The 17,030-nt window shown below is 66.4% G+C and carries 15 protein-coding genes and 1 riboswitch; of the genes, 8 read left to right on the top strand and 7 right to left on the bottom strand.

Features of this window, described 5'->3' with window-relative positions; all coding sequences use genetic code 11:
* Window positions 1-1,429: 1,429 nt before the first annotated feature.
* The 6 genes from ACLMAL_RS09110 to ACLMAL_RS09085 form a co-directional block, all read right to left on the bottom strand.
* Window positions 1,430-3,235, bottom strand: coding sequence for a peptidoglycan D,D-transpeptidase FtsI family protein (locus tag ACLMAL_RS09110; RefSeq protein WP_411998660.1), 1,806 nt, complete (start codon window positions 3,233-3,235; stop codon window positions 1,430-1,432).
* Between the two features lie 80 nt (window positions 3,236-3,315).
* Entirely contained in the window at window positions 3,316-4,194 is an 879-nt protein-coding gene (locus ACLMAL_RS09105; protein ID WP_411998659.1) for a hypothetical protein, read from the bottom strand.
* Complete coding sequence (gene rsmH, locus ACLMAL_RS09100) at window positions 4,191-5,168, bottom strand: 16S rRNA (cytosine(1402)-N(4))-methyltransferase RsmH (protein ID WP_411998658.1); 978 nt, start codon at window positions 5,166-5,168, stop codon at window positions 4,191-4,193. Before rsmH ends, ACLMAL_RS09105 begins: the two co-directional genes overlap by 4 nt.
* 213 nt (window positions 5,169-5,381) lie before the next feature.
* Window positions 5,382-5,813 (bottom strand): division/cell wall cluster transcriptional repressor MraZ, encoded by a 432-nt coding sequence (mraZ, locus tag ACLMAL_RS09095; protein ID WP_328411392.1) that lies wholly within the window; start codon window positions 5,811-5,813, stop codon window positions 5,382-5,384.
* A 437-nt stretch (window positions 5,814-6,250) separates the two neighbouring features.
* Entirely contained in the window at window positions 6,251-6,673 is a 423-nt protein-coding gene (locus tag ACLMAL_RS09090; RefSeq protein WP_366529499.1) for a DUF3040 domain-containing protein, read from the bottom strand.
* Window positions 6,674-6,865: 192 nt separating this feature from the next.
* Window positions 6,866-7,306, bottom strand: a complete 441-nt coding sequence (locus tag ACLMAL_RS09085; RefSeq protein WP_406237850.1) for an SAV_6107 family HEPN domain-containing protein — start codon at window positions 7,304-7,306, stop codon at window positions 6,866-6,868.
* Between the two features lie 159 nt (window positions 7,307-7,465).
* On the opposite strand from ACLMAL_RS09085, the gene ACLMAL_RS09080 reads away from it, so the two are divergent.
* From ACLMAL_RS09080 to ACLMAL_RS09060, 5 genes are all read left to right on the top strand, one after another.
* A complete protein-coding gene (locus ACLMAL_RS09080; RefSeq protein WP_328411386.1) occupies window positions 7,466-8,077 on the top strand; it encodes a GNAT family N-acetyltransferase in 612 nt (203 codons plus the stop codon).
* Between the two features lie 40 nt (window positions 8,078-8,117).
* The gene (locus ACLMAL_RS09075; protein ID WP_411998657.1) at window positions 8,118-9,686 is read left to right on the top strand and encodes a phytoene desaturase family protein; all 1,569 of its coding nucleotides are present in this window, start codon (window positions 8,118-8,120) and stop codon (window positions 9,684-9,686) included.
* A gap of 170 nt (window positions 9,687-9,856) precedes the next feature.
* Window positions 9,857-10,630: a carotenoid biosynthesis protein gene (locus tag ACLMAL_RS09070; protein ID WP_411998714.1), complete on the top strand. Its 774-nt coding sequence runs from the start codon at window positions 9,857-9,859 to the stop codon at window positions 10,628-10,630.
* Between the two features lie 26 nt (window positions 10,631-10,656).
* Entirely contained in the window at window positions 10,657-11,424 is a 768-nt protein-coding gene (locus tag ACLMAL_RS09065; RefSeq protein ID WP_411998656.1) for an LppM family (lipo)protein, read from the top strand.
* 4 nt (window positions 11,425-11,428) lie between these two features.
* A complete protein-coding gene (locus ACLMAL_RS09060) occupies window positions 11,429-12,613 on the top strand; it encodes a glycosyltransferase (RefSeq protein WP_411998655.1) in 1,185 nt (394 codons plus the stop codon).
* 137 nt (window positions 12,614-12,750) lie between these two features.
* Here ACLMAL_RS09060 and ACLMAL_RS09055 read toward each other — a convergent pair whose 3' ends face one another.
* A complete protein-coding gene (locus ACLMAL_RS09055; protein ID WP_411998654.1) occupies window positions 12,751-13,479 on the bottom strand; it encodes a hypothetical protein in 729 nt (242 codons plus the stop codon).
* A 283-nt stretch (window positions 13,480-13,762) separates the two neighbouring features.
* A riboswitch (SAM riboswitch) is annotated at window positions 13,763-13,856 on the top strand.
* A 411-nt stretch (window positions 13,857-14,267) separates the two neighbouring features.
* On the opposite strand from ACLMAL_RS09055, the gene ACLMAL_RS09050 reads away from it, so the two are divergent.
* The 3 genes from ACLMAL_RS09050 to ACLMAL_RS09040 are packed head-to-tail and all read left to right on the top strand — an operon-like array spanning window position 14,268 to window position 17,027.
* A complete protein-coding gene (locus ACLMAL_RS09050) occupies window positions 14,268-15,230 on the top strand; it encodes an amino acid ABC transporter permease (RefSeq protein WP_411998713.1) in 963 nt (320 codons plus the stop codon).
* Window positions 15,227-16,030 carry an amino acid ABC transporter ATP-binding protein gene (locus ACLMAL_RS09045; protein WP_411998653.1) on the top strand — a complete coding sequence of 268 codons (804 nt, stop codon included), beginning with the start codon at window positions 15,227-15,229 and terminating at the stop codon, window positions 16,028-16,030. The genes ACLMAL_RS09050 and ACLMAL_RS09045 overlap by 4 nt, the downstream gene beginning before the upstream one ends.
* A gap of 22 nt (window positions 16,031-16,052) precedes the next feature.
* Window positions 16,053-17,027, top strand: coding sequence for an ABC transporter substrate-binding protein (locus ACLMAL_RS09040; RefSeq protein ID WP_411998652.1), 975 nt, complete (start codon window positions 16,053-16,055; stop codon window positions 17,025-17,027).
* Window positions 17,028-17,030: the final 3 nt, after the last annotated feature.

Below are 17,030 nucleotides of genomic sequence, written 5' to 3'. Positions count from 1 at the left end.
CCGGTGACGGCTCCCGGCACGGCCAGGCAGCCCCACCGCAGCATCAAGACACCGCCCTCGAACCCTACGACCCCCGCACCTCATCCGCGGGCTCCGCCACGCTGCCCATGGCACACAACCGGTAACCGGCCAGGCCGGTTTCGCCATGGCTGCCGAGCACTCCGTCACCGTGCAACCAGCGTGGTGTGGCGCACGCTGGGGGCGGCAATGGACGCGGCGCCGCATGAGCGGAATACACCTGTGCCCCGTCCACATGCAATGCGGACGGGGCACAGACGATCAGACCGGGGCGATTCCTTCATTCCGACTACGCCACACCACCTCGGCTACGTGGGTCAGTGTGCAGGTTCGACCCAAGTACAAGGATCCGACGGATTCTGCGGAGGATTATTCAACGCAGCACACTTCGACGGATCCGTCTGATGGCACGTCTGCATATAGCCATCCGAGTTGCAGAATATGTCGGCAGAAGCGGTCCCTGCGCCAATTCCGAAACCTATAAAACTTCCCCCGACCAGTACGACACCGAACGCAAGATGAGTACAGGCACGTTGAATACCGGCTGCATTTATTCGTTCCAGCATAGTTATCCAACTTTCTTTTACCGATAATAGATACATTTCAACGAAGATAATGCGACAAACGCGGAAATATAATCTACAGCCTGCCGAACATCTTCCGAGGTAGAACTCCCGGGCACAGCCCGGCCGAGTGATCAGGCAGCAGGAACGACGAGGATCCGCGCCGATACGGGATGGATTCTCCGGGGATAGAACAGCCCGTCATCCGCAAGGCTCGGGCACTCCACAGTAAACCGTGACTCGCAAAGCTCTTTTGGTTACGAACCACCCGCCGGCAGGTGCACTCCTACCCCACGATAATCCAGAGGGTACGCATTTGCAGTACCCGATCCGTCCAATCCAATCGCCGATACAGCGGCGATCGATATCGCAGCAACAATTCTCGTCAAGATGAACCCTCCCTGACTCACTCCCCATGTCCACAACATACTGGGGGCACCTCGACAGTACTGGGGTTCCGATCGGAAGTAAATACCGCGGCCTCTGTGCTCGATATGTTTGCAGCGAACACATAGGAGACGAACAGCAGGAAACAGGGCACCTGCGTCCACGCGATTGCGCGACCCCTTCATCAATTATCGAGGATTCGAAGGCACCTTTCACAGGCCACCGCATATCACGAGCGATGCCTCATCGAATTAATAGATTTGACACCCGTCAGCTCATCCGACAGGTTCGGAGGTCGGCATCGCGACAGGAATCTCGTCGATACCGATACCTGTCTCGCCGCGAACCTTCCGATACAACTCCCGGCAAGACACCACCACTATTGCGCTGTGTCGCGAACATCCGTAGAGAGCTGTCGGCCACGCTCTCCGTCGTTCGTCCAGACGTAGTCGACAGCCGGGTCACCCGGCCTGCAGCACGAATCGCTTCGGCGGCTCCGACGGCGGAATGCGGTCGCGCTGGAGTGCCCAGGAGGCGATGTTGTGGAACAGGGGGGCAACAGAACCCCCGCCACTACCATCCGAGCTACGCATGGGCGCGTCGAGCATGAGGCCGACTACGTAGCGGGGGTTGTCGGCCGGCGCGATGCCCGCGAAAGTGATCCAGTAGCTGGAAGTGGAGTAGCACTTGCAGCTGGGGTCGATCGCCTGTGCGGTGCCCGTCTTACCGGCGATCTGGTAGCCCTCGATGGCTGCGGGTGCGCCCGTCCCGGTCTGATTTCCATCCACACGGTCGCGCTGAACAACCGACTGGAACATGGTCCGCAAGGTAGCGGCGGTTTGCGGACTCACGACGCGGACGCCGTCCGGCTGCGGTTCCTCGGTGCGAGTGCCGTCCGGCGCGATCTCGGCCTTCACGATGCGCGGCGGGATGCGGACACCGTCGTTGGCAATGGCCTGATACATGCCGGTCATCTGCAGCGTCGTCATCGAAAGGCCCTGTCCGATGGGCAGGTTGGCGAAGGTGGAACCGGACCACTGGTCACGGGCAGGCACGACGCCGGAGCTCTCGCCGGGCAACCCGACACCGGTGCGCTGCCCGAGCCCGAAACGTTTCAACATGTCGGCGTACCGTTCCTCGCCGATCCGCTGCGCCAGCATCAGCGTGCCCACGTTCGAGGATCGCCCGAAGATTCCAGTGGTGGTGTACGGCGCCACGCCGTGCACCCAAGCGTCATTGACAATGACTCCACCCATGGAGATCGAGCCCGGAACCTGATGCACCTCATCGGGATTCGTCAGCCCGTATTCGATCGCCGCGGCCGCGGTAACGATCTTGTTGACCGATCCCGGCTCATACACATCGGACACCGATGCGTTCTTCGTGGTGGCCGAGTTCCAGTTCTGTGGACCGAGTTCCGGATTAAAGGTGCTGTCGTTGGCCATGGCCATGACCTGGCCGCTCTTGGCGTCCAGCACCACCGCGGACGCGCCCTGGGCGCCGGATATTTCACGGGCCTGCTGGACCTGCTGCTGCACGTAGTACTGCAGATCCGAATCCAGGGTCAGTTCGACACCGTTGCCGTTGACCACGGGCTGCTTATCCCGCCAGCTACCAGGAATGACAGCGCCGTCGGAGCCGCGATCGTAGGTTTGCGAGCCGTCGGTACCCGCCAGCACCGAGTCCATCGACGACTCGAGGCCGATGAGGCCGTGCCCGTCCCAGCCGGTGGAGCCGATCACATTGGCGGCCAGCGAACCACCTGGATACTTCCGCAGTGGCTGCGCTTCGGCACCCACCTCCCGGTACTGCAACCTGATCTCGGAGGCGATCCGCGCATCGACGTCGCGAGCCAGGTACACGAATTCCTCGTCGCTGTTCAACTTGTTCAGCAAGGCCGTCTCCGACGGCGCCTGCTTGCCGAGCTTTTCGTGAATGGTCTTGGCGATGGCTTTGAGCCGTTCCTCCGGATCAGGAGCCTTATCGCTCTTCGAGCGTGCGGCCTCGAGGTCTTTACGAACCTGAACCGGTTGGAAAGTCAGCGCTTTGGCAGGGGTGGTGAAGGCGAGCAACTTGCCGTTGCGATCGGTGATCGGGCCTCGGGTGGCGTATTCGGGCTCGTGGGTGATGCGCTGACTGGCTGCCTGCGCGGACAAGCCGGGCGCGGAAATGCTCTGCACCCAGAGCAATTGGATAGCGACGACCGTCAGCGCAACCAGCATCACGATCCGGCCCACGCCGAGGCGTAGCCGCAATGGCCGCTCCATGGTCGCCGCGGTGGCGGTCCGCGGTCTCGGAGCACGTGATGGTTCAGGCCCGCGGCGCTGCGGCGCGGGCCTGGTCTGTGTCAACGGGTGCCTCCGTCGGAGGCGGGCTGATCCTGCGGCGCCGTGGCCTGGGGCTGGGCTCCGGCGGCCTGCGGTATTTCCGGCTGTGGCTGCGGCGATTCGAGCTGTGGCTGCGGCGACTCCGGCTGCGGCACATCGACAGGCGCCGCGGACGCGGGCGGAGTGGCCTGCTGTGCCGTCGGCGGCGCCGCGACGGGCACCTGGCTCGCGGCGGCAGGGCTCGTCGGTGTCGGGCTCGAACTGGAGGTATGCGCCTGGGCGCCATTGGCCTGCTCGGTATTCGGCTGCCCTGGCACGGTCGGCTGCCGGGGGGTCGAAACCGGCACCACTCGTTCGCCCTGTGCCAGCACATGTCCTGGCTGCGACGCGAGCGGCGCGGTATTCAACGGCGGCACCGGGGGCCCCTGCGCCGGAGTCGGTTTGCCGATCACCGTCACCGTACCGTCCGGGGCAACGACGATGCGGGCCGGATCCTTGGCGGGGATCATGCCGAACTCTCGGGCTCGTGCCGCCAGCGCGGGCGCCGAGTCGGCGGCCTCCACCTCACGCTGCAGTGCGGCCCGCTCTTCCGAGAGCTTCCTGTTGATCTGCCTGGCGTCGCCGAGCTGATAGCTGTCCTCGGCCGCCCTCGTGGTCAGCAGCAGCGTACCGGCGAGACCACAGCCCAGCAGCGCAATGATGGCCGCCACGAATGGGATTCGGGTCGCCATGGCAGACACCCGCCGAGTCGGCAGGTCGGGCGTGTCGGTGAGCTGTTCGGCGCGCAGTCGGCGGCGGGCATAAGCACGTTGCGCCGCACCGGATTTGACCCGCTCGGCGGCCTGAACCCGGCGGGCGACCCGGCCAGGTGCCTCGACGGCACGCGCCCGAACACTCATGAATTCCCCTCCTGGATTCTCTCCGCCGCACGCATCCGTACCGGCGCCGCGCGCGGGTTCTCCTCGATCTCCTGCTCGGTCGCCTTCTCGGCACCACGGGTCAACAGCTTGAATTCCGGTCCCATACCGGGCAATTCGACCGGTAGGTCGACCGGGCTGCGCGATGTCGTGCGCGGCGCGAGCTCCTGCTTGACGACCTTGTCCTCGAGCGACTGATAGGACATCACCACGATCCGTCCGCCGACCCGCAGCGAATCCAGTGCCGCGGGCAGCGCGGCCCGCAGCGAATCGAGCTCGTGGTTGACCTCCACCCGCAACGCCTGGAAGGTCCGTTTGGCGGGATGCCCGCCGGTCCGCCTCGTCGCGGCCGGGATCGAGGCGTAGAGCACCTCGACGAGTTCGGCGCTCGTAGTGAACGGCTTCTGCTGTCGCCGCCGCACCACCTCCGACGCTATGCGGCCCGCGAAGCGTTCCTCCCCATAGGTTTTCAGCACCCGAGCCAGGTCACCGTGGCTGTAGGTATTGAGCACGTCGGCCGCGGTGATACCAGTGGTCGGATCCATCCGCATGTCCAACGGCGCGTCGACGGAATAGGCGAAGCCGCGATCGGCCTCGTCCAGCTGCATCGAGGAAACGCCGAGGTCCATCAGGATCGCGCTCACCGAGCCGGTGCTCGCAAGTCCGGCCTCTTGCAGCGCGTCGGCGATACCGTCATATCGCGTGTGCACCAAGGTGATTCGGTCCTCGAACGGACGTAGTCGCTCAGCGGCCAGCGCCAGCGCCGAGGTGTCACGATCGAGCCCGACCAGCCGGATCTGCGGATAGGTTCGCAGGAAGTGCTCGGCATGTCCGCCGAGTCCGAGAGTGGCGTCTACATAGACGGCGCCCGGCTCACCCAGCGCCGGTCCGAGCAGTTCATCAGCTCGCCCGAGCAGAACCGGAACATGACGGGGACCGTGCTGTTCACGGTTCACCTCGACCTCCCGGGATTTGCCTCGCGTCGTCCTGCACTACTTGGAGCGCCTGGGCGGATAAAAGTCCGACCATCGTACGGGTCGCCTTGATAGACAGCTGCTTTCGAAAATACGAATGCCGCGTGGTCTCTGTCCGAAACACGGCACCTGGCGTCGGGGAAGTACGTCAGGGTCCACGTCCGGGCAGAGGCCGCGTGGCACTCGTTCGCTCGGTTAGAAGATTCCGCCCAGCGACTCGTCTCTCGCTTCCGCGTAGTCCTCCTCGTGCTCGGCGAGGTAGGAATCCCACGCCTGCTTATCCCATATCTCCAGGAAGTCGACCGATCCGATCACGACGCATTCCTTGTCCAGGTTTGCGTAACGACGATGGTCGGCCGACAACACAATCCGGCCTTGGGCATCCGGCCGTTGCTCATCGGTTCCGGCTGCCAGCGCGCGGACGAATGCGCGAGCCTGCGGGTTGCTCCGAGACGCCGCCGCGGCTCGACGAGCGAGCGCGGTGAACTCTTCCTTGGGATACACGGCAAGGCTGTGGTCCTGACCCTTCGTGACCATCAACCCTCCCGCCAGATCGTCTCGAAACTTTGCAGGCAACGTGAGTCGCCCCTTGTCGTCCAGCCGAGGTGTGTACGTACCGAGAAACAACTCGATACCTCCCGGATCAACCCCACCTGCGCGGGGAGCACGATCACCTCGGATGTATGACTTTCCTGTAGTGCGCGCTCCACATTACCCCACTTTCCCCCACTTTCAATCGAAACGCGGGGTGATCTGGCTCCCCGCGTCGGCGATTGCGCAGGTCATCCCAGCTATCACCGCGGTGGAGAACTTTTCGGGTGCTCGCCGACACGCACCGCCCAGCTGGGTGGGCGCCCGACAACAACCAGCAAACGCCCTGGTGTCACCCTATTCACCGGATGATCGGTGCGTGGTGGGGGATCTTCGTGGGGCGATGTGGGGGATCGGACGAAACCTGACCGGAGATCATCTGACCGTTCGGCGTTTCGCACACACGACGGCGACGCCGCACCGAATCGGTGCGGCGTCGCCGTCTGTGCTGTGAAATGTCGGCTAAGCCCGAGCTACTCCTGCTCGAACCGTCGCCGGAATCGATCCTCCATGCGCTCGGAGAAACCGCCGGACTTGCGCTGGCGCCCACGTCCGCTCGATCCGCCGCTCGCGCCACCGGATTGGGCTTCGCCCGACCGGTCGCCCTTGGCAATGCCCTTCGAACTGCCGAGCAGTAGCAGCACGCCTGCGGCGAACATGACAATGAATCCGATCAGGCTGATGATCGGAAAGTCGCCCAGCTTGACCGGAGCGGCAATGCCGGCGACGAGTAGAAACAGACCAAGGACGAACAAAGCTGCGGCCTGGAGTCTGCGACGACTCGAGGTCGAGCGAAGGCGTCCGCCGCGGACGGACGAGGCGAACTTCGGATCCTCAGCATAGAGAGCGCTCTCGATCTGTTCGAGCATGCGCTGCTCGTGCTCGGAGAGTGGCACGGTACCTCCCCCGGCACTAGGACTTGGCTGCCGCCTCCGGGTAGGCGACAGACAGCCGACCTTGGCGGCTATCTGCCACCAATGATACGAGTTCGATCAATGCCGTACCACCTAATGGGCCCAGCCAGCCGAGTCTGTCGCCAAATTGCGGCGGGCGCAGGGCAGACGCGACAGTCGGCGGCGCGCCGCCGACTATGCGGTCATGCCGTTGTTCCAGCCTGGCACCGGACGCAAACGAGCCCCCGCGTCGATGAGATCTTCTACATCGTGCAGGAATGCGCCTACCCGCGAATAGAACTCGTCGGCCTGCTGGTCGTCGACATCACGATCGAGTCCCGCCTCCAGCGCGGCGCGCGTCTCCGAGCGGGCACTGAAGTAGTCCGCCCACATGACGAATTCGGGGGCCGCGCGTTGCAGGAGCACCCAGGCGCTGCGTGACCGTGCCCGCGGCGCGGCGTCAGCACCCGTGAACGCGAGCACCGCGCCCGCGCCGCGCAATGCCGCGAGGTACGCGGTCCGGAATCGTTCTCGCGGATCCTCCTCGCCCGCCGCCTGCATCAGCAGGCCGTCGGCCTTCTTCAGCAGTTTTCCCGCCCGACCGGGTTGTCCCGCATGTTCGATCCGACCAGACATCAGCCGTCCCTCCACAATCGCGCACCTGGCCCATCGTGTGCACGGGAGCCGACTTCCCAGCACCGCGCGGATCGAACAGGTATTCGAACGTTTGAATTGAGATTGAATATAGAGACACCCACCGACAAACTTCCGCGCCAGCGCGGCCCGACGAGAGCCATGACTGCCGTCAAGCCCAACCACACCCCCGCACCCGTCGTCGTCGACCTCTCGGTCGCGGCCCTGCGCTCCCGGCTCCACGATGCGCTGGCCGTGTATGTCGCGGCGATGGATTACCCGCGCGGCACCGAGCAGCACCGCGCGCCGATGTGGACCGAGCACACCACCCGTCCCGGCTGGCAGGCGGTCGCCGCCGTCGTACCCGACGATTCCGGGCACATCGACCTACGATCGTCGCCGATCGTCGCGATCGCCTACGGCTACCGCGGCGCCGCACATCAGTGGTGGCACCAGCAGGTGCACAGCGGCATGCGACGCTCGGGCTGGCCGGAACACTCTGCGCGCGAACTACTCTCGGACTATTTCGAGCTCACCGAGCTACACGTGCACCCGACCGCGCAGGGCCGCGGCATCGGCGCGACCCTCCTCGCCCGGCTACTGCAGGACCGGCCCGAACGGGCGGTGCTGCTGTCCACCCCGGAGGTGGAGAAGGAGAGCAACCGGGCGTGGCGGCTGTATCGCAGACAGGGTTTCACCGATGTGGTCAGGAACTTCGTCTTCGCGGGCGACACCAGACCCTTTGCCATCCTCGGACGACGGCTGCCGCTGTGAGAATCCGCGGCGAGCGGCGGAGTACGCCGGTGAGGGTCACGTGACGGTTGTGGTGGTCGGGTCGGGCCACAACGCGCTCGTCGCGGCCTGCTACCTGGCGCGCGCCGGACACCGGGTCGAGGTGCTCGAGCGCGACGAGGTGCTCGGCGGCGCGGTGTCGACCGTCGAGCGCTTTCCTGGCCATCTGGTCGATCGCGGGTCCTCCGCGCACATCATGGTGCGCCACACCGGGATCATCGAGGAACTCGAGCTGGCCCGGTTCGGGCTGCGGTACATCGATTGCGACCCGTGGGGGTTCACACCGGCAGATCCGGGCGGCGGCGCACCGATTGTGTTCCATCGCGATCTCGATCGAACCTGTGCCTCGATCGCGACGGCCTGCGGTGCGCGCGACGCTGCCGCCTACCGACGTTTCGTGGAGGTCTGGGGGCCGCGCAGCGCACGGGTGATGCGCGCGTTCGGCGGCTCCCCCACGCCGGGCCGGTTACTGCGCTCGTTCTGGGGGCTCGACGCACGTGCCGGCGGCAGTGCGTTGTCGCGGGAGTTTCTACAGACCGGGGATGCCCTGCTGGACAGTTACTTCGACGACGAGCGGCTCAAAGCGTCGCTGGCCTGGTTCGGTGCGCAGTCGGGTCCGCCCATGTCGGAGCCGGGCACCGCGCCCATGGTCGGCTTCGCCGCGCTCATGCACACCGTGCCGCCCGGCCGCGCCGTCGGTGGCAGTGGTGCGCTGTCCGCCGCGCTCGTCGCGCGCTTGCGTGCCGACGGCGGCGACGTGTCTGCGGGCGATGCCGTCACCGCGCTGGAACGCGCGGGCGCCGGCTGGCGCGTGCGCACCGCATCCGGTCGAAACCTGCATGCGGACATCGTGATCGCGGGCGCCCATGTGCTGACCACCCTGGACCTGCTGCGCGAAGGCGGATACGACCCCGCCGTGCTCGAGGACTGGCAGCGCCGCATCCGGGTCGGGCCCGGCATCGGCATGGTGGTGCGGCTGGCGACTCGATCGCTGCCGAAATATCCCGGCAGCTCGACCGAAGAGTCCGCACACGGCCTGCAATTGCTGGTGTCCGATCGGCGACAGCTGCGGCGGGCGCACGGCGCCGCGCTGGCGGGCGACCTGCCACCGCGCCCTGTCGTGCTCGCGATGAGCTTCAGCGCACTCGACCCGACCATCGCCGCCCCCGGGGAACACCAGCTTTCGCTGTGGGCCCAATGGCACCCTTACCAACTTGCCGACGGCACCGACTGGTCCCAGCACGCCGACCACGAGGCCGACCGCATCATCGCCGAAGTCGATTCCTACGCACCGGGTTTCGCCGACTCGGTGCTGCGACGCCATGTGCAGACTCCGGTCGACCTCGAGCGCGAGATGGGCCTGCGCGGCGGCAATGTGATGCACATCGAAATGTCGCTGGATCAAATGATGCTGTGGCGACCACTGCCCGAGCTCTCGGGGCAAAGGGTGCCGGACGCGCCGGGGCTGTATCTGACCGGCGCATCGACCCATCCCGGCGGCGGTGTTTCCGGGGCGAGCGGGCGCAGCGCCGCGCAGCTGGTCCTGCGCGACCAGCGCCGGAATCGATTCCCTCGACTACGTAGACGATGACCGACCCCACTCGGCAGAATGCGGCGCGTCGACCAGTGGCCGATCCAGGCGGTCCGGGCAGAGTGCGGCGTTATGCCGCGACGCTCCTGCGGCAACTCGCGACGACGGGATCCGCTGACGCGACCGCTGTTGCACCACGGCCGCGAGACCTGATACCCGCGCTCTCGGCGATGCTGTTGGTCCTCGCGCAGATCGCCTATCCGCTGACCTCGGGGGTCGGCCGCGATCAGGTGACCGTCGTGGTGGTGTTGCTTTCGGCGGCCACCGCGCTGGTCCATGCCGGGATGACTCGAGGACCGAGATATGCCGCCGGATTTCTGGTCATCGTGTCGGGGTCGGGGCTGGTTGCCGAGATCATCGGCACCGCAACGGGTTTCCCGTTCGGCTGTTACGACTACGCGGACGGCAGGCTCGGTCCTGCCGTGGCCGGGGTGCCGCTGGTGGTGGCGCTGGCGTGGACCGGCGGGCTGTATCCGGTCTGGGTGGTGGCCGGTTTCTTGACGCGCCGGGCGGTCGGCCGGATCGGGTTGACGGCTGTGGGTGCGGTGGGGTGGGACCTGTTTCTGGATCCACAGATGGTCGCCGATGGGCAGTGGAGCTGGTGCGATGGCGATTCGGGGCTGCCAGGGCTCGCCGGGATTCCGTATACCAATTATCTGGGCTGGTTCGCGGTGGCGCTGCTGATGGCCCTGGCGCTGACCGGTTGGGAACGCACCGCGCGCGACCTGCGGCCGTCGCGGTCGACCATCGCGGTCCCGGTCGTTGTTTTCCTGTGGACCTGGCTCGGGTCCGCACTCGCACACGCGGTGTTCTTGGGGCTGCCCACCTCGGCCTGTTACGGCGGGATCGGGCTCGGGATTCTCGGAGTACCGCTGGTAGTGCGGCTGCGTCGGTCCCGAGGGCGACACAACGGGGACGGTTCCGCCCGTCGCGTGGCCATCTGAACCGATGGCCTGGCACGATGTGACCCGTGCAGCCGAGTCCTCTCACCACGCCGCTAGATGCTCAGGTTCTACCGTCGCCGCGCTCGCCCCGCTTAGGGGTCAGGGTCGCGGCGGCAGTTCTGCTGGCGGCATTACTGGTGCCCGTGCTCGCCGGCTGCCTGCGCGTGCAGGTATCGATGGGCGTGTCGTCCAATGACCGGGTATCGGGACGGATCGTCGCCGCGGTCGTCCCGGTCGACCCCAACGACAAGGGCCCGCAGCTGAAGTCGCCCGACTCACTGGCGGCGAAGGTTCGGGTGGAGCCCTACAACCAGGACGGGTATGTAGGCAGCAAGGTGTTCTTCGAGGATCTTTCCTTCGGTGAGGTCTCCCAACTCGGCGGCCTGTCCGAACAGACACAGGGCATGTTCAACCTGCAGTTCCAGCGCACCGGCGACCTGGTCAGTCTCACCGGCAGGGTCGACCTGAAATCCGTTCCGCCGCACGGCTCGGACGTGCAGTTCACGGTGGCGTTCCCGTCGCGCGTCGCCAAGACCAACGGCAACCGCGAAGACGATTCCACCGTGTCGTGGAAACTGCCGCCCGGTGATGTGTCCACGTTGCGCGCCGAGGTCAGCTACGCCGACCCGAACACCCGCTCCTTCGCAGGATGGGCGGGCATCGTCGGCGGCATCACCCTTGCGGTCGCCGCGATCGTCGCCGCGATGGCCTTCATGAACCGCAACCCCGCGCCGCCCGGCGCGCCCGAGGGCTTCTCGTTCAGCAGCTTGTGGCAGCCGCGCCGGCGCCGCTGAGCCAGTGACCGAGCGCGTGACCCGACGGCCCGCCGACGCGGATCTCTGTCCATCGGCACTGGCGCTGACCCGTATCGGCACCGGTATTGCGCTGACCGGCAGTGCGATCGCGCTCTACAACCGGTTGACCGTGCCCAGACTGCCCGAGGTCGCCACCCCTGTCGTCGAACCGATCGCCGTCTGCGTTCCTGCGCGTAACGAGGCGGTGCGGCTACCCGCGCTGATCGGCGATCTGCGGGCGCAGGTCGGGGTCCCCCGATTGCGGGTGCTGATCCTCGATGACGCCTCCATCGATGACACCTATGCCGCGGCCATCGACGCGATAGCAGGCGACGAGCGATTCATGGTGTTGCGCAACGAGATCGAGCCCGGTCCGGGGTGGACGGGCAAGGCCGCGGCTTGCGCACGGTTGGCCGAGCTCGTCGACGCACCCACGGTGATCTTTCTCGATGCCGATGTCCGGCTGGCACCGCATGCGATCGCTTCGGCGTCAGCCGAATTCCACCGTCGCGGTGTCGCACTGCTGTCGCCGTGGCCGAGACAGCGAACCGGATCGGTGCCCGAGGCCGTGGTGCAACCGCTGCTGTGCTGGTCGTGGGCGTCCACGCTGCCGATTTCGATCGCCAACCGCAGCAGCAAACCGTCGACAGTGGTCGCCTGCGGGCAGTTCCTCGTCTTCGATACCGCCGCCTACCGCGCCGTCGGCGGCCATGGCGCGGTGGCGGCCAGTCCCACCGAGGACCTGGATATCGCTCGAGTCTTGCGCCGCAATGGCTTCCGCACCGCGCTGGTCGCCGCGGGACGCCAGGCGGAGACCAGAATGTACTGTGGCGCCGCTGAACTGGAAGCGGGCTACACCCGCTGGCTGTGGTCGGCCTACGGCGGCTCCGCAGCGGCCGGAGCGGCCGTCGGAGCGATTGCTGCGCTGGGCTATTGGATTCCGCCGCTGGCTGCCGTCGTGGGCAGCGGCGCGGTCCGTAAAGCCGGTCTGCTCGGCTACTTCGCCGCCGTGGCAGGACGTTTACTGTCCCGTTCCACCGAACTCCCTTGGCCTATCGCAGCAGCGGATACCCTTGCAGCCCTTGCTCATCCACTGTCCATCGGCGCATACCTGGGTCTATGGATAGAATCCCGCCGCGCTCATCGGCATGGCACGCTCCGTTGGAAAGACCGCGCGGTCACTGCCTGACCAGCCGCGCCCAGTGGATATTCTCCGAGGCTCCTGCATAGCCGGCCGCTGGAACCCACCGAGCCCAGAGAGTTGGCTGCCTCTCGGCTGCATCACTTCCACCCGGCCCGTCCGCCGAAAGGGTCGGGCCGGGCTGGCTATTTGACCGTGGTGATGCCGATGGTCGGGAGGAAGAAGCAGGTGTTGCCGTCGTTTTCGACGGTGCCGAAGACCGCGGCGAGCACCGTTCCCGAGCCTGTGTCCACGGGGACGGCGCGGATGCCGCCGGCCGGGAGGGTGGCGAAGAAGAAGTCCTGGATCGCCCGCTCGACGAGAGGGCGGACTTCCGCGGGGACCTGGTCCGGGACCATAGCCCGGAAAATGTCGGAGAGTGGGCCCATCGAAGTGAGGCCGCTGCGCCCGTTCTTCAGGTTCACCCAGGCGACACGCATGCCCGACTCGGTCGAGGTGTCGGGGGCGACACCATAGGGCACGAAAGTGAACATGACCTCGCCCTTTTCGACGGCGGTGAGGTCCAGGCCGGGGATCTTCATGGCGTTCTTGGGCCACGGGCCCGGGATGGCGCCCGCGACGGCGGGGACCAGGCCGAGAGTAGTGGCGTCGGAGCAGAATGCCGCGGCGGTCGGGTACAGGAACGGGTCCATGCCGAGGGCGCGCAGCGCCTCGACTGCCGACTGGTACGTGCCGGCCAGATCGTTGGGCGCGACCGTCTGGGCAAGACCGGGCTGCTCGGCGGACGCTGCCGGAGCAGCAGGGGCAGCGGGAGCAGGAGCAGCCGGGGCGCCGAAGGCGGTGGCGGCAAGGGCCAGCGCGGCAGCACTGGTCGCGATGGCGGTAAGCGTGGTCAGACGGCGCACAACGGTCACTGTGGACCCTCCTCAACGTCGGCACGATCGAGGTCAGGGTACTTCAGCAAACTCGTACAGCAGGAATTCTTCGAGATAGCAACTTTCCGGCGCGTCGCACACCCGTGATCTGCGCTTCGGGCCAGAACGTAGGCGCTACTCGCGACGACGGGCTCAATGATCGCGGGCACCGGACGCTCGGACAAGGGCTGCGCTCACGCTGATTCGTAACCTTGTTCTGGAGTGCCCTTACTTCGCATGCTATTTCGGCTAGACCTTCGACGGCCCGCGCTCGCCGCGGGTCGCACCATCCAGAGCGACCGAGAGACCTGGCTCGTCGACGTCGCAGCAACCCCCCGCTCGCCGGGTGCGGGTGCTTCCGCCGGGAACGATGGAGGAACCGAAATGATCACCGAGCAATGCGTCAACCGCTGGGCCCGTCGCCATGTCGACCAGTGCCACATCACCGCCGCGAGCTGTCGCGACTGACCGCACCGCCAGATTGAGCACCCGTCACTGGCCGGGTGATGTGACCGCCTGATGAGGGGCCGGTCTCGTTCGTTTCTTCGAAGGACCTCGATATGAGTGCGTCCATCGCATCCGGCGCAGCCGTCTTCGGCCCAGCCGCCGCCGTCGGCGGTGCACCCGGCTCCCCCGACGCGCCCGGCACAACGGCTGCACCCGGCGAGGCCGCCACCCCGGCCTCCGGCGAATCCGCCACTTCCGGCACCGTCGAGTCCCGTGGCATCGCCCATCCGCCCAACGCGGGTGCGACGACCTCCGCTGGACAATCCACCGCCGCCATCGGTGTGCCCGCAACCACCGCGACCGAGAACGTGGCAGCCGCACGCAGCACGCCCGCGCTGAAGGTTGCTCCGACGCGGCATCCGTGGCGGTGGGTGATCAGTGCGGTGGCGCTGGTGCTGCTTGCACAGTTCGTCCATGGTTTGGTGACCAATCCCGGCTGGGATTGGTCCACGTTCGCGAAGTACTTCACCGCGAAGTCGGTGCTGTCGGCGCTGCGGGTCACGCTGGAGCTCACGCTGTGGGGCACGGCGCTCGGGTTCCTGATCGGTACCGTGCTCGCGATCGCACGACTGTCGAACAATCCCGTGCTGCGGGTGATCTCGTGGGTCTATATCTGGGCGTTCCGATCGATTCCGTTGATCGTGCAGCTGCTGTTCTGGTTCAACCTCGCCTACCTGTACAACACCCTGTCCCTCGGAATCCCGTTCGGCCCTTCATTCCTGACCTTCGAGGTGAACGGCGTGATCAGCGGGTTCAGCGCGGCGGTGATCGGGTTGGCACTGCACCAGGCGGCGTACTCGGCCGAGATCATCCGCGCCGGTTTCATCTCGGTCGATCCCGGCCAGCTGGAAGCGGCGGCGGCGCTCGGTATTCCGCGGCTGCGCCAGTTCCGCACCATCGTCGTTCCCCAAGCGATGCGCTCCATCCTGCCGAACGCGACCAATGAGGTCATCAGCCTGTTCAAGGGCACCTCGATCGTGTCGGTGATGGCGATCGCCGAACTCTTCTACCAGGTCCAGGTGGTCTACGGCCGCAATGGCCGAGTGGTGCCGCTGCTGATGGTCGCCACGGTCTGGTACATCATCCTGACCACGATCCTGTCGGTGGCGCAGTTCTACATCGAACGTCACTACGCCAAGGGCGCGCAGCGCACACCGCCGCCGACACCGTGGCAGCGGGCCTGGCAGCGGCTGCGCGAGGTTGCCGACATCGGTTCGGCCGCACCGCGTGGAGCGACCCGATGAGCGCCGGGGCACTCGACACAGTGGAGCAGCGCACCGAAGCGGCTCCCGCCGTCGAGGTTCGTGGCGTGCGCAAATCGTACGGCGCACACGAGGTGCTTCGCGGCATCGATCTGACCGTCGCCAGGGGCGAAGTGGTCGCCGTGATCGGCCCCTCCGGTTCCGGCAAATCGACGCTGCTGCGGGTGATCAACCATCTGGAGCCGCTAGTGGCGGGCACCGTACACATCGACGGCGAGCTGATCGGATATCGGCAGCGCCGCAACACTCTGCACGCACTGTCCGACCGCGAGGTCCGCAAGCAGCGCTCGCACATCGGTTTCGTGTTCCAGCAATTCAATCTCTTCCCGCATCTGACAGTGCTCGACAACGTCACGCTCGCGCCGATTTCCGCGCAGGGCCGCCCGCGTCAGGAGGTCGAGCGCGAGGCGAAGGCGCTGCTGGACCGCGTCGGCATCGGCGAGCTCGCCGATGTCTACCCGCGGCGGCTGTCCGGCGGACAGCAGCAACGGGTGGCGATCGCACGGGCGTTGGCGCTGCGACCGCCGGTGATCCTCTTCGACGAACCCACCTCCGCGCTGGACCCCGAGCTGGTCGGCGAGGTTCTCGACGTGATCCGCGGACTTGCCGACGGCGGCACCGCGCTGGTCATCGTCACCCACGAGATCGGTTTCGCCCGCGAGGTAGCCGACACTGTCGTGTTCCTCGATGCGGGCGCGATCGTCGAGCAGGGCGCACCCGCCGCGGTTCTCGACAACCCCGAACATCCGCGCACCCGCGCATTTCTGTCCCGAGTCCGCTGAGCGCACGATGCGCGCTCCCCTGATGAACAGGTATTCGATGAAGTTCTCCGCCCTGGTCGGCGTCGCCGCCACGGTTGCAGTGCTGGTCTCCGGCTGCGGCACCGATCCCGACGAGGATACCGTCGTCGCGCCTGCGGGCACGGTCGCCTTCGACCTCTCCCCCGCCCAGTCGGGCCGGGTGCACACAGCCAAGGTCGACGCCATTGCCGCCGAGGTGCCCCGATCCATTCGCGACCGCGGCACCCTGGTGGTGACCGGCGCGTCCGGCACCGCACCTCCACTGCGCTTCTACGCCACCGACGACAAGACCGTGGTGGGTTCCGAGATCGACTTCGCCACCCTGATCGCCGACATCCTCGGACTGAAACTCGAAGCGACGGTGGCAGATTGGACACAGAACTTCGTCCGGGTGGATTCCGGCGAGGTGGACGCGTTCATCGGCAATGTCACCGTCACCGAGGAACGCAAAGAGAAGTACGACTTCGCCACCTACCGCACCGACAACGTCGCACTCGAGATCCCCAAGGACAGCACGCTCGACTACCGGGACCGTAAGAGCCTGGCAGGCAAGCGCATCGGCGTCGGCACCGGCACCAACCAGGAACAGCTGCTGGTGAAGTGGAACGAGCAGAACGCCGCCGACAAACTACCCGCCATCGACATCGCCTACTTCGACAAGACCAGCGACTACTATCTGGCGCTCGCCTCGCATCGCCTCGACGGCTACATCGGACCCAACCCCACCGCGATCTACCACGCGGCAACCGCGGATCAGACCAAGATTGTGGCCACCTTCTCCGGCGCGGGCGAGGCACTCCAGGGCGAGATCGGCGTGCTCACCAAGAAGGACAACGGGCTGATCGGCGCGGTGCACAAGGCCATCGACCACGCCATCCGGTCGGGCACCTACCAGCAGGTCATCGACCGGTGGGGGCTGAAGACCGAAACGGTGACCAGCTCGCGGATCAACCCGCCCGGCCTGCCGAAGAAGTCGTGACAG

Source organism: Nocardia sp. CWNU-33 (assembly GCF_046764895.1).
In the GTDB taxonomy this organism is placed as follows: domain Bacteria; phylum Actinomycetota; class Actinomycetes; order Mycobacteriales; family Mycobacteriaceae; genus Nocardia.
Note: the sequence above shows the minus strand (reverse complement) of the source record. Positions and strands in the feature narration are given on the sequence as shown.